Genomic DNA, 16,482 nt, shown 5'->3' with positions numbered 1-16,482 from the left:
CTTCATCCCCTTATCTAGACATTTAAATCATTATTATCAAATCAACTTGTACATGTTTCACTTTATCTGTCACACACATATCCTATTTTGACCAAGACTATATTGTAAATGAGGTGACAACATGCCGATTACGAATCGATTTTCTACCACCACTAACGGCGCACTCGCTATTACAGGAAATACTTTAGGCTTAAGTAAAATTAGTAATCTAAACCGTGCTGGTACAATCGGGGCAATTGGTGCATTCGCAACTACGAATACCGCTTTACAAGTAACTACTTTTCCTGCGGGTACAACATTAAACTATACACAAAATAGTTCTACCGCTATTTTAAATATCCCTGCTGGTAGTACTATTCTTTATGCAGAACTTGTTTGGGGTGGAAACTACTTATCTCGTGATCAAAATATTACGAGTGTATTAGGAAACCCTGTTTCTTTTACAACACCTGTGTCAACATACTCAATTACCCCTTCAACCGTTACAGCTTCTAATCAAACCTTCGTTTCTGGATCTGTCACATTTGGATTCTATACGCGTTCCGCAGATGTAACATCCCTCGTTCAAGCTGGAGGATCTGGCTCTTATACAACCGGCTCTGTCCCTGGACTTGTTGATCCTTTAGATGCTTCTAACGGAGCTATCAATTCTTCTGGATGGACGCTCATTGTCGCTTATCAAAACGGTTCCTTACCCGCAAGAAACTTAACCATTTATGTAGCAGGTAATCGCGTTTCCGCCGATACCGGTAGTGCAGATGTATCTGTCTCAGGCTTTTTAACACCGTCAGGGGGACCTGTAAGCGGGAGATTATTTTTAAGTTCTACTGAAGGAGATGCTGATTTAACTGGGGATCAAGCTTTATTTGGACCGAATTTCAGTTCATTAAATGCCTTATCTGGGCCAAATAATGCTGTAAATAATTTCTTCGGTTCTCAAGTAAATAATGCCGCCGGAAATTTAGATACAACCGGGACATTTGGAACACGAAATCAAAGCGCTTCTACAAGTACAAATATCTCTGCAGGAAGGCAAGGCTGGGACATTACTTCTATTGATATTTCTCCTTATTTAACAAATTCCCAAGTATCCGCCGCAATCCGTTTAACAACTAACGGAGATGCATATATGTTAAATACAGTCGGATTACAAATTAATATAAATTCACCTAACATACAAGCAACGAAAAATGTGAATAAAAGTGTCGCTGCAATTGGAGACGTCCTCACTTATACCGTTACTATCCCTAATACCGGGCTTCTTCCCGCCAATAACGTTATTTTTATAGATAGTCTTCCTAACGGTACCTCCTTTATACCTGGCACTGTAACGATAGATAACGTACCTCAAACAAATGCAAATCCAGCTGCTGGTATATCTCTTGGAACAATTAATAATAACGCTTCTCGTACAGTAACTTTCCAAGCAACTGTCGTTTCTCTTCCAAGCCAAAATCCTATCTCTAATACTGCTAATATTACATTTCAATATACACCAATTGCCGGTGGATCGACTTTTAATGGTCTTGCAACAAGCAACTCTGCAGGAACACAAATTAACCTCGCAGATATTAATGGTACAAAATCAGTTAACAAAATCTTTACCGATATTGGCGAAACGTTAACTTATAGTATCGCCTTAGCTAATATAGGGAATATCGCCGCAACGAACGTTTTATATACAGATCCGATTCCTAGCGGGACTACTTTCATTCCAGGAAGTGTAACTGTTAACGGCGTTACTCAAGCTGGTGCAAATCCCGCTAATGGTATATCCGTCGGAACTATTGCTGCTAATTCTACGACTACTGTTTCATTCCAAGTATTCGTTCCTTCTATCCCGCAAACAAATCCAATATTAAATAGTGGTACAACAACTTATCAATATATTCCTGTGCCAAATCAGCCGGCAGTAAGTGGGACTGATACGACCAACATCGTATCTACTCAAGTGAATAACGCTACTGTAACTATGGCAAAAGCAGTAGATAAAAATTTTGCAGATATTGGTGATACATTAACTTACACCGTTTCCTTTACAGCTACAGGTAATACGAATGCGAACAACGTTATTTTTACAGATGTCATTCCTACCGGAACAACTTTTGTCCTTAACAGTTTAACAATAGATGGCACGACACAAGTGGGTGCAAATCCCGCTAACGGTGTGAACATTGGATTGATCCCAACTGGCTCAACAAAAACTGTTTCATTTCAAGTAGTAGTAAACACAATACCCGCGTCAAATGTCGTATCTAATGGTTCAAGTGCTTCTTATCAATATACCGTCAATCCTAGCCAATCACCAATTACAAAAAATATTTCTTCTAATCTCGTTTCCACTCAAATTAACAATGCGAATTTAACATTAACAAAATCAACAAATAAACAATTTGCTACAATTGGTGAAACAATTAGTTATACAATTCTTATTACAAACAGTGGAAATACAGCTGCAACTAACGTTCAACTAACAGATCCACTTCCAAATGGAACGATATTGACTCCTAGTACTGTAACACTAAACGGAGTTTTGCAAAATGTAGATTCTCTCATTGCTTTACCTATTGGCACAATTCCTGGCGGTGCCACTGTTACTCTTTCTTTCCAAATAACGGTCATCAATATTACCGCCCAAAATCCTATCATTAATAATGCTTTCGCTTCTTATTTATATACTGTAAATCCCAGTCTGCCACCAACTTCAAAAACAGCAAATTCTAATTCAGTTACATCAACAATTAGACTAGCAAATCTTCATGCTACTAAGTCTGTAGATAAAACATTTGCGGAAGTTGGAGATGTATTAACTTATACCTTTGCTCTTACAAACGATGGAAATGTTGTGGCGAACAATGTAGTACTATCCGATTCAATTGCGAATGGTACTGCCTTTGTACCGAACAGTGTCATAGTTAACGGCATTACTCAGCCAGGCATTACACCAACTAGCATTACTATTGGTAGTATTAATGCCGGTACTACAATCACAGCTTCATTCCAAGTATTAATAACTAGCATACCAAATCCAAATCCTATTTCAAATAGCGCTTCTATTGCCTATAACTTTATTGTGGATCCAAATGCTTCCCCTGTAAGTAAGAACACAACTTCAACCACTACATTTACTCAAGTGAATGACGCAAATGTCATTTCAGACAAAGCAGTGGATCGAGCGTTTGCTACCGTAGGAGATATATTAACTTATACCGTTACTTTGACGAATGCAGGAAGTGTTTCCGCTGATAGTCCTACTTTCGTTGATACGAATCCTGACGGTACTACCTTTATCCCAAACACTTTCCTTATTAATGGTGTACTCCAAAATACCGCCGATCCAAATGTCGGTGTTCCGTTACCTTCCATTCCTGCTAACGGCTCACTTACCGTCTCTTATCAAGTAACTGTCACCTCTTTACCCACACAAAACCCAACAATAAATTCATCTAGTACACAGTATAGCTTTATTTTAAATCCGGGCGACCCACCAACTATAGAAACCTCTTTAAGTAACACTGTAAGTACACAAATCAACTTAGCAAATGTAGTTATTGTCAAACAGGTAGATTTAACTATTGCAGATGTTGGGCAACCGATCACATACACAATTGCCCTAGCTAACCCTGGAAATACTCCAGCAAATAATGTAGTCGTTACCGATATACCCCCTCCTGGCACAACTCTCGTACCAAATAGTACTTTTATAGGCGGCGCTTTACAGCTAGGTGCGGATCCAAGTGTCGGTCTTCAAGTCGGTACAATTCCAGCAGGCGGCATTACAACAATTGTTTTCCAAATTAGTACAAATAGTTTACCTTCACCAAATCCAGTTCAAAACAGTGCTGCACTTCAATATAGCTTTATCGCAGATCCAAATTTACCTGCTGTTGTTAGAAATGCTACTAGTAATATAGTAACGACACAAATTAATACCGCTAATATTGTTTCTACGAAACTAACGAGCACAAATTTCGCTGATGTTGGTGATGTCATAACTTATGCAACAGTTTTAAGTAATAATGGCAATATACCTGCCTCCAATGTAACGTTTACAGATATCATTCCAGCTGGTACTATCTTCCTTCCTAACACTGTAACGATTAACGGTGTTCCTATAGCAAATGCAAATCCTGCTAACGGCATTCTTATTGGTACGATAGGAGCAAATTCATCACGTACTGTTGCATTCCAAGTTTTTATACCAACTATCCCTGCTGTAAATCCGATTACAAATCAATCAGGCACTACATTCCAATACACGTACGATCCATCCAAGCCAGCCGTCATGCAGATGGTGGCATCTAACACTGTACAGACAACTATTAATAACGCCTCTATTACCGCTACAAAATCTGCAGATAAACAGTTCGCTAACGTAAATGACATTATTACGTACACAACTACTTTAACGAATAACGGAAACACACTTGCGTCAAATGTGATATTTACAGATGTAATCCCAAGTGGCACATCGTTTATTCCTAATAGTGTAACAGTAAATGGGAATACACTCCCTAATGTAAATCCAGCAAATGGAATAGCAATCGATCCAATAAACCCGAATGCAAATACAACTATCTCATTCCAAGTGCAAGTAAATTCCATCCCGAATACGAATCCAATACCGAACCAAAGTAACACAACATACCAATATGTCGTAAACCCTAACTTACCTCCAGCATCCGCCAATGCATTAAGTAACGTAATAACAACTCAAATTAACAATGCTACGATTATCGCTACGAAGTCAGTAAATACACCTACGGCTGCAATTGGAGATATCGTCACCTATACAATTGCAGTTACGAACACAGGAAATATTCCCGCTAGTGCAACTGTTTTAACAGATGGACTTGGCGCTGGAGCTTCATTTATTCAAAATTCTGTAACTATTAATAATGTTCCACAACCGGGATTAGATCCATCACTTGGTATTCACTTAGCAGATATTTCGCCTGGAGATACTGTATTCATTACTTTTCAAGCACAAATTTTAGCGATACCACCTAGTGGCACATTAACAAATAATGCTCTTGTAAATTATGAATATACCGTGAATCCAAACCAATCACCTGCTGTTGGTAGTACAATTACGAATACGACGGTTACTCCAATTATTGATGCTACTCTATCTATAAATAAAACTGTCAATTCAACATTCTCTACTATCGGAGATACACTTACTTTCACTTCTACCATTATTAATTCCGGCAACACTACCGCAAACAATGTTATTTTTACAGATTTAATTCCAAATGGTACGACGTTTATTCCAAATAGTTTTACAGTAAATGGAACAACCATCCCTAATGCAAATCCACAAAACGGTATCAATATCGGTAACATAAATTCAAATGCATCATTTATACTCAGCTTTCAAGTAAACATTACAACTCTTCCAAACCCTAATCCAATTCCGAACAAATCATCGCTTCAATATAGCTTTATTGTTGATATAAATGAACCGCCTGTTTCACGAACCGTTAAATCCAATAAAACTTTTACACAAGTAAATACTGCCTCCGTTATCGCAACAAAAACTGCGAGCAGTGCATTTGCTGCTGTTGGAGATACAATTACGTATACAACTACGCTCACTAATAGCGGAAATACTACCGCAAACACACCTGTTTTTATCGATATATTACCACCTGAACTTTCATTCGTGCCTGATAGCGTCCAAATTAATACAATCCCACAACTTGGATTTAGACCAGATAACGGGATTTCTTTAGACGCAATTCCAGTTGGAGGAACGACAACAATTAGTTTTCAAGCGATTGTTGGTTCAATACCAGCTACAAATCCAACGTTAAATCAATCTAGCACAACATACTCTATCATTGTGGACCCTACCCAGCCACCAGTTACAGAAACAGCTACAAGTAATCCAACTTTAGTGCAAATTAACGAAGCAACCATCCAAGCAACAAAAAGCGTGGATCGTCTATTTTCTGACATCGCTCCTGGAAATTCATTTTTAACGTATACAGTTTTATTAGAGAATATAGGAAACACAACTGCTACGAATATCATTTTTACAGATCCGATTCCAAATAATACGGTATTTATAGAGGATAGCGTTCGAGTAGGTGGGGTTTTATTACCTGGAGTAAATCCAGCAAATGGGATACCCATTGGGGATATTATTGCAGGAGATTTTATAAACGTTACCTTCCGTGTGCAAGTAGTTAGTATCCCAAATCCTATTTTTACAATCGGACCCGGAGGACCAAACTCACCGGTTGTAAACGGCGCTTCTATTAATTATCAATTTATGACAGGACCTAATTTACCACTTGTTTCACGAAGTACGTCATCTAATTCTGTTTCGACACAAATAAATGCTGGGGAAATTGCTCTCGTTAAATCTGTAGATAAAGCTTTCGCAACAATTGGCGATACCATTTCTTATACAATCACATTAAGTAACCCTGGAAATGTCACTTCACAAAATATAATTTTCACGGATATTTTGCCTGATGGAACGACATTTATATCTGGCACTCTTGTAAATGATTCTGGTGCGCAGCAAATTGGAAATCCCGGGAACGGGATTCAGATTGGAAATATAAACCCTGGTAGTACGGTTGCTATTACGATAAATGTACTTGTAACAAACATTCCAAGCATAAATCCAGTTTCGAATTTTAGTTCTGTACAGTTTGCACATGTGGTCGATCCTAGCCAACCTGCTGTATCACAAACGAATATATCTAATACAGTTTCAACAAAAATTAAGAGTGCTATATTAACAACTACAAAAAGTGCCGATAAATCCATTATTTCTGTCGGAGATACAATTACGTATACAACTACGATTACAAATACCGGTAATACACCAGCAACGAATATAACATTCACAAGCGCTATTCCAGCTAACACTACATTTATACCAAATTCGGTCACAATCAATGGTCTTCAGCAAATTGGTGCACAGCCTGCACTTGGAGTAACTATACCAAATATCGCTCCTGGTGAAACAGTAACTGTTACTTTCCAAGTAAATGTTATTTCAGTGCCACCTTCAAGTTCGATTATGGGTAATGATACGATTTTATACTCTTATACTGTCGATCCAAGCTCAGCTCCTGCTACTACTTCTACTTCAACGAATATCGTTACAAACCCTATACTAGATGCTATGATAACGATGATAAAATCGGTCGATCAAACACTTGTAACACTGGGTGATACCATTACCTATACAACAATTTTAACGAATAACGGCAATACAAATGCAACAAATATTACGTTCACTGACCTTATTCCAGACGGCACAACGTTCGTTTCCGATAGTGTCACAATAAATGGCATCACACACCTTGGCCTTACTCCTAATACAGGTATAACGATTGGATCAATTGCTCCTAACAGCTCAATATCTATAGCATTTCAAGTTACCGCTACTTCTACACCAGCCCAAAATCCTATTGCCAATTCCGCTACTGCTTCTTACACATTCATCGCCGATCCTAATGCACCAATTGTTTCAAGAACTGCTACTTCAAATACAGTGTTTACTACCATTAATACTGCTACCATTCTTTCATCAAAACAAGTCGATAAATCATTTAGTCATATCGGGGACACACTCACTTATACTGTTACTTTAACAAACAACGGAAATTCATCTGCACAAAATGTTATATTCACAGATACTGCCCCGAGCGGAACTACATTTATTGCAAACTCATTTTCTATTAATGGCATTCCTCAAAGCGGTGCGGACCCATCGAACGGTGTAAATATCGGCCCTATAACAGCTGGGAATACAGTAAATGTTTCGTTCCAAGTAACTGTTACCTCTTTACCAACACAAAACCCCGCTGTAAATTTCTCATCAACATCGTATCAATTAGTCTCGCCGCCTGATGCAGAAACTTCAATTAGTAATCCTGTTTCAACGCAAATGAAAGAAGCTATATTATCCATGACGAAAAATGAAAATGTATCCTTTGCAGATATCGGGCAAACTGTTTTTTACACTACTTCTATTTCAAATATAGGAAATACGGATGCAATTAATATTGTATTCACAGATGTATTATCAAGTGGACTCACATTTGTTCCTAACACATTAACTGTCGATGGCATTTTACAACCTAATGCGGATCCAAATACAGGTGTATTACTTGCAGCACTTCCACCAAATGAAATATATAGTATCGTCTTTCAAGTTACAGTGAACAGCATCCCCCCTAGTAATCCAGCACCAAATATAGCATCCACGACTTATGCGTTTACTGTGGACCCAGGGAATCCGCCAGTATCGAGTGCAGCTACTTCCAACACGACACTTCTTCAAATAAACAACGCAAATATTATTAGTACAAAAACAGCAGATCTTACTTTTGCTGATGTTGGTAATACAATAACATTTACACTTAACCTTCCTAATACCGGGAATACGACCGCTACAGATGTAACCATTATTGATATTCTGAATAGCAATCTCACTTTCGTTCCAAACAGTTTCACAGTTAACGGGCAAACCATTCCAATCGCTGATTTATCTACTGGTGTAAATATCGGTTCCATTCCTGGTGGTAATACAGCAATCGTTACTTTCCAAGCAACAGTTGCTACACTTCCAACACTTGACCCCATTTCTAACGCTGCTTCTACCACATATCATTATGTCGTTGATCCTAGCCAGCCACCTATTACAACCTCCAATCAATCTAATACAACGACAACACAAATTAATAGCGCTATCCTTACCGCACAAAAAAATTCAAATGTGGCAACAGTGGATATCGGGCAAGATATTGTCTACACCGTTACAATAACAAATAGCGGAAATGTTAGTGCGACGAATGTTATTTTTACCGACCTGATTCCAGATGGAACTTCCTTTGAACCGAATAGCTTTACAATTAACGGAACTAGCATCCATAATGCAAATATCATTACAGGCGTTCCAATTGGCGATATCGCGCCAAACCAATCTGTCATCGTAGCATTTCATATTAATGCCGATGAAATTCCGCCTATAAATCCAATTACCAATCAAGCTAGCGTTAGTTTCCAACATATTGTCAATCCAGCTAATCCTCCTATTTCAAAAAACATTACTTCTACTACCGTTTCCACAAAAATCGAAAGTGCAATTTTAAACACGATTAAAATAGGTGATAAAGCTTTTGCAACAATCGGTGATACGATTACGTATACAACTACGATTACAAATACGGGAAATATTTCCGCTAACAATGTTATCTTCTCAGACCCTTTACCGACATGGACACAGTTTGTTGCAGGATCAGTTATTGTTGATGGTGCTCCATTACCTTCCGCTTCTATTATTAATGGCGTTGGTATAAATACAATCACTCCAAATCAAATGGTAACAATTGTATTTCAAGTACAAATCGTAAGCAATCCAACAACATTCACAACAGAACTCCAAAACTTAGGATTTGTAAACTTCCAATATAACGTAGGAAATGCATTACAAGCTCAGCCTGGCAATGTGGAAACGAACGTCTTCGTTACTTCTATTAATTCAGCAACGCTTTCAGCTGTAAAAACTGCTAATACAGCCTTTGCGAATATCGGAGACACGATCACTTATACAGTTTTACTTCAAAATAGCGGCAATACAAACGCTACGAATGTAAATTTCTCAGATTCAATTCCAGTAGGAACGACTTTTGTTGAAAATAGTTTCACTGTAAATGGAAGTACCATCCCAGGTGCCAATCCAAATAACGGAGTGAATATCGGAACTGTGAATACTGGTAGTTCCTCAACCGTTACGTTCCAAGTCATCGTTACATCTACTCCACCTTCGAACCCAATTACAAACGTTGCATCTATTCAATACGAATTTATAGTTGATCCGACTTCTCCTCCTGTTACAGGTACTATAACTTCTAATAGTGCTTCCACACAAATTAATAACGCGACTGTTACAACTGTTTTAGAAGCAAATCGATCAATTGTATCTATCGGAGATATCATTACGTATACAGCAACATTAACGAATACTGGAAACTTCCCTGCTAATTCTGTATTACTCATTAATGGAGTCCCTGAAGGGGCATTATTTGTTCCAAATAGTGTTACGCTTAACGGGATTTCACTTCCAGATGCAAGTCCAACTCTCGGTATTCCAGTTGGTATCATCGCACCAGGTGATTCTGCTACGATTACATTCCAATTTCTTGCAAGTTCTATTCCACCGCAAGGAGCGATTATAAATCAAGCACTTACAAGTTACACGTATATTGTTGACCCAAGTCAACCTCCAGTTACAGCAACTTCTTCATCTAATACTGTTAGTACAACTGTCGTTGATGCATCGCTATCTGTAATTAAAAATACAGATTCCCTCGTACAGTCTACTAATGGTACTATCACTTACACTGTAGTCGTTCAAAATAACGGGAATACAACTGCAAATACAGTTACTTTAACAGATTTAGTCCCAGAAGGAACTGCATTTATTCCGAATAGTGTAACCATTAATGGCGTTTCAGCTCCAGGTGCCAATCCAAGCGTAGGGATCTCATTAAATTCCATTGCACCTTCAGAAATCGTCACTGCCACATTCCAAGTGATCGTTCAATCCATTCCAAGTGTGAATCCAATTTCTAATATAGCCCGTATTGACTATACTTTTATCGCCGATCCGACTGCTCCTATCCTCTCTCGAACCATTACTTCTAATCCAGCTTTCACACAAATTTCGGACGCGAATGTGCTTTCTTTAAAAGCAGTCAATGCACAACAAGCAACAACAGGGGATATTTTGACCTATACGATAACACTAGAAAATACCGGAAATATTCCAGCTACTAATCTCATATTTTCAGATACGATTCCAGAAGGTACTACATTCGTAGAAAATAGTTTTACACTTAACGGAACAGCTATACTTGGTGCAAATCCGAATGCAGGTGTTACTTTGCCTAACCTAGCAGCAAACGCTACTCACCTTATTTCGTTCCAAATTCTTATTAACGATCCATTCTCACAGCAATCGATTACAAATCAGTCTAATACAACATATACAATTCAACCAGACCCAGGGCAACCGCCTATTACTGAAACATCTACAAGTAATATTGTCATTACAAATTTCGTGCAAGCACAATTAACAATTACAAAAACGTCCAATCCGATAACTGTAGATATTGGCGGAACTATACTTTATATTTCTGAAGTGAAAAATACTGGAAATGTTGACGCAATAAATATTACTTTTACAGATTATATTCCAGCTGGGACTACATTCGTTCCAGACAGTGTCACAATTAACGGTGTACTTCAGCCTGGTACAAATCCAGAAAACGGAATACCAATTGGAACGATTCCACCAAACAGTTCCAAAACGATACTATTTCAAGTACAAACAAATAATCCACCAACTGAAACCGAAATTGTAAATCAATCATCTGCAAATTACCAATATGTAAGTATTCCTACAGCTCCACCAGTGAATCGCTCTGCAAATTCTAATATCGTTACAACATCACTTCAAAATGCAAATATTATTTCTGTTAAACAGGCGAATGTTACTTTCGTATCCATCGGGCAAAATATCACTTACACAAATACACTACAAAATATAGGAACTATTCCAGCTAACAATACTGTGTTCATTGACAATATTCCAGAGGGTACTATATTCATTGAAGATAGCTTATCAATAAACAATGTAATTCAGCCTGGTGCGAACCCTGAAAACGGAGTAACTCTCGGCACGATACAACCAGATGAAACAGTCACTATTTCATTTCAAGTACAACTTACAAGTATCCCTTCCGGCAACACAGTCATTAACACTTCAGACACTTCGTATGAATACCAAATTGACCCTAGTTCTCCTATTATTCAGCGTAGATCGTTATCAAATGCAGTAAATACTGAAGTGCGAACAGCAAATGTTAGTGCAATTAAATCCGCCAATAGATCCATTACACGCATCGGTCAAATCATCACGTATACAGTCGCCGTTACAAACGCTGGTACAGTACCTATTACAAATACTCTCCTAATTGATGCAATTGCCGCTGGCACAACATTCGTTCCAAATAGCATCCTTGTTGATGGCATACCAAGACCTAATGAAAATCCAAGTACCGGTATCAATCTTGATATCATTCTTCCAAACAATACGATTATTGTTACGTTCCAAGTAAATGTAACTTCTATACCATCACAAAATAATATTAATAATATCGCTATCATTCACTATGAATATCAACCGGAACAAAGCGCACCACCAATTTCAGAAACGACCTCTTCCAATACTACAAATATACAATTTATTGATGTTATTCTTATCGCTACAAAATCCGCTAATAAAGTATTAGCAAATATTGATGAAACCGTTGAATATACAGTATTCATTCAAAATAACGGATCCACTGCAACTAACTCCATCTTTTTTACAGATACTATAGAAGATGGAACAGTATTTATTCCAGGAAGTGTCACGGTTAACAATACTGTACTTCCTGCAGCAGATCCAAATATCGGATTTTCCATTCCTAATATTGCGTCAGGTCAAGCGACTACAATAATGTTTCAAGTTTCCGTTACGAATTTACCAGCTGTAAATCCAACGCCTAATACTGCAAACATCGTCTACGACTTTATTTTCAATCCTGACTTTGCACCAATTCAAAAATCCACTACTTCCAATACTACTTTCGTTCAAATTAACGACGCTGATATCGTTTCACTGAAAATTGTTGATTTAACTTCTGTAACGATTGGTGACACTTTAACTTATACAACAAATTTAACAAATATAGGAAACACAGATGCTACTGCTACTTTATTTACAGACAATATACCTGATGGAACTACCTTTATAGAAGGTAGCGTTTTAGTAAACAATATTCCTCAGCTTAACGCGAACCCAAGTGCCGGTATACTTGTAGGAACGATTGCTCCTAACGCTTCTATCCCTGTCACGTTTTCCGTTACTGTGGTATCTCTTCCAGCTAGCAGTCGTATTCAAAACCAATCAACTTCTCGTTATACAATTAGTGGCGAAGAACAAATATCGACTAGTAATATTACCTTCACTGAAGTTATTTCTGCTAATTTAATTGCAACAAAAACAACGCCTATCCAATATGCCGATCTACAAACGATTATCCCTTACACAATTTCCATCAAAAACAATGGGAATATACAAGTAGAAAACATTATTGTTACTGATATCATCCCATCAAATACGAGCTTTATAGAGAATAGTGTTATTGTAAATGGAACTGCTCGCCCAAATGACAATCCACTTAACGGGATACAACTTGATAACATTCCACCTAATACGACAGCAACTATTCTATTCCAAGTACGAGTTACTTCGATTCCGCAAACAAATCCAATCTCTAACACGAGTACAATTGAATACCAATACACGATACCAAACCAGCCGCCTATTACCGAAACTATTCTTTCATCAGCTGCCGTAACAGCAATTCATCATGCAAATTTAAATAGTAATAAAGCTGTTGACCTTGCATTTGCAACAGTCGGTGACACGTTAACGTATACGATTACACTCAATCAAACTGGTAATGTTGCAGCAAATGATGTAATCATTCAAGATATGATTCCTCAAGGTACTACGTTTGTAGAGAATAGCGTTGTTGTAAACGGAGAAACTCTTCCGGGAGTTAATCCAGTAAGTGGTATACCAATTGGTTCTATAACTGTTGGCGGAAATGCTATCGCTTCATTCCAAGTAACCGTGACTTCTATCCCAACTCCAAATGAACTGACCAACCAAGCCATTACTACCTTTAACTATATAGTCAACCCAAATAACGTGCCTGTTACGAATACAACTACAACAAATACCGTCACAACAACTGTCCAAAATGATAATGTCCTTGCCATAAAGTCTGTTAATGCTACGAATGCATTACCTAGTCAAACTATAACGTATACAATTACAATTACGAATAATGGTAATGTGACTATTGAAGATATCCTTGCCATAGACACCGCACCAGTAGATACTACCTTCGTTACGGGTAGCGTTACGATTAACGGAATCAATCAGCCTAATGCGAATCCTGAAAAAGGTATTTCGTTAGGAAATCTTGCTCCTAATGCATCTACTATCATTACTTTCCAAGTAACAATATCTTCTTCAACTCTTCAACTAGCAATTCATAACGATGCTTCTGTTTCCTATACCGTTACCATTGACCCGAATGAACCACCTATTACAATTACAAAGCAAACAAATGTCGTTACAACAACAGTAGTTGATCCTATGGTTCGTATTAACAAAACAACTGACACATCTATCGCCGTTATAGGGGATGTTATTACATTCACATTAGAGGTATTGAACCATTCCCCTATTCCTACAATAAGTACTTCTATTTTAGATACCATTCCAACTGGTACAACATTTATAGAAAACAGCGTAACAATTAACGGCACTCCGGTTCCAAATGTCCGTCCAGACACTGGTATGAATATCGGCGCTTTACCAGCTGATTCAGTAGCAACGATAACATTTAAAGTTCTCGTCACTTCTATTCCTTCAAACAGTACAATTATTAATTCTGCTTCCGTCACAGCCGCATTCCAATTGACACCGCAGGACCCAATTATTACTTTTATTGTTAATTCAAATATCGTTCGTATACCAGTTCAATTTGTAACTGCGACAGTAGTGAAAGATGCTTCCGTCAGCTCAGCTTATTTAAACCAATATTTTAATTATACGGTGCGTATTACGAATACTTCTGACATTTCACTTTCAAATGTTTCTTTACAAGATACCATTCCAGCAGGTTTACAATTTATGGACGGTACTGTCTTTATTAACGGCGAACGCTCTCCACTAGCGAATCCAAATATCGGTTTCCTAGTTGCTGCTAATTTGGAACCAAACGAAACAATTATCGTATTATTCACAGTTCAAGTGAAAAGCCCACCTGTTACTAATGAATTTAAAAACACGGCGAATATTTCATTACAACTTCAAGTTTCACCTACCGACCCACCAATTACAGTAACCGTTACAAGCAATGAAAATATCGTCACCTATATTTCAGAAAATCCAGATGAAACACTTCCAAATTTAAATTGCTTCTTTGACGGGGAACGTTTTATACGCATTACTCCTCGAAATATAAGAAATTACTTTTGGGCTTGGATTTGGTGGAAGTAATAAACAAGAAAAAGCTTGTAGTTTAGATACTATCCAAACTACAAGCTTTTTTCATATACAAAATTATCATACTCAATTACTAGCAACTCTGTATGCTACATGTCGTTTCTCAATTCTTTCTTCAATTTCTTTCATATTTTCTTTATTATTTAATAGTGATTGTTTATTTTCAATTAATAATTGTTTAAAAGATTTTCTCACTTTTTTTCTCATTTTCATTTTCCTCCTTGGGGGATGGTTTATATAAAAGATAAAGAATTATCTGGTTGTTCTTATAATAATTGATTGTTGTGAATTCTATTTGAACTTCATATGAAAATTCCGTTTATTTTCTGACAACTTTGTGAACATACAAAAAAAGAAAGACCGATTCATTTTACTTGTAATCGGTCTTCCTAGTATTTATAGCATATTGATTAATATTTCAGGTCTTCCCCAATTCATTTCTTCACAAACAAATCTAAGTTTTTCTTCATCCATTGTGTGTAATCCTTCTTCTAGTGAACATGAAATTGGAACTTCACAGTGAATTTGTGCTAATTGTAATGAAATATTTAAGTTCTCTAAATCACTTTCAATCTTTGTACGCTGTGCTTTCGTTAATGATGATACATTTTCTAGTACAGTTGCTACTGTTCCGTGCTCTTGAATCAGTTTATACGCTGTTTTTTCCCCGATACCTTTTACACCTGGGTAATTATCGCTCGTATCTCCCATGAATGCTTTCGCATGCACGATTTGCCAAGGCTCCACACCTTTTTCTTCCATGATCTTCTCTGGTGTATAATATTCGTAATTTCCGATACCTTTGCGCAAGAGCATAACTGTAACGTTCTTATCAACAAGCTGAAGTAAATCCGTATCACCTGTTAAAATATATACTTCTGCTTCATTGCAGTATTGTTTTGCAAGCGTACCGATACAATCATCCGCTTCATACCCTTTCATACCGATAACTGGAATAGACAATTTCGCAGTCATTTCTTGTACTAAATCAAATTGCGGAATTAATTCTTCAGGCGGCGCTGCACGATTCGCTTTATAATTTGAGAACGATTCTGTTCTAAATGTCGTACTTCCCATATCCCAGCATGTTACGATATGTGTCGGTTCAATTGCTTGCATAGCTGTTAATAAATGTTTCATATAACCATGAATCCCGTTTGTAGGGGTACCATCTTGTCGTTTCATAAATTGTCCGTAGACACTTGTTGCGTAAAAAGCACGAAATAATAGTGCCATACCATCAACTAATAATACTTTTTTCATAATCCCTCTCCTACTACAAAAAATAATAACCCCACGTCATCACGTAAGGTTATATAAAT

Annotated in this window: 3 protein-coding genes; 1 reads left to right on the top strand and 2 read right to left on the bottom strand. The window is 37.4% G+C overall.

Going from position 1 to position 16,482, the window contains the following annotated elements:
* Nucleotides 1-121: 121 nt before the first annotated feature.
* On the top strand, nt 122-15,154 hold the full coding sequence (locus MHB74_RS08235; protein WP_061680509.1) for a DUF11 domain-containing protein: 15,033 nt from the start codon (nt 122-124) through the stop codon (nt 15,152-15,154).
* 72 nt (nt 15,155-15,226) lie between these two features.
* Here the strand turns inward: MHB74_RS08235 and MHB74_RS08230 are convergent, their stop codons facing one another.
* Both MHB74_RS08230 and MHB74_RS08225 read right to left on the bottom strand, forming a co-directional pair.
* Entirely contained in the window at nt 15,227-15,367 is a 141-nt protein-coding gene (locus MHB74_RS08230) for an FbpB family small basic protein (protein ID WP_001228045.1), read from the bottom strand.
* Nucleotides 15,368-15,556: 189 nt separating this feature from the next.
* Nucleotides 15,557-16,423 carry a 5'-3' exonuclease gene (locus MHB74_RS08225; protein WP_061680508.1) on the bottom strand — a complete coding sequence of 289 codons (867 nt, stop codon included), beginning with the start codon at nt 16,421-16,423 and terminating at the stop codon, nt 15,557-15,559.
* Nucleotides 16,424-16,482: the final 59 nt, after the last annotated feature.

It is taken from the genome of Bacillus sp. FSL K6-0069, from assembly GCF_038007785.1.
Classification (GTDB): Bacteria; Bacillota; Bacilli; order Bacillales; family Bacillaceae_G; genus Bacillus_A; species Bacillus_A mobilis.
The sequence above is the reverse complement of the archived record's forward strand: the minus strand, read 5'-3'. Positions and strand labels throughout refer to the sequence as shown.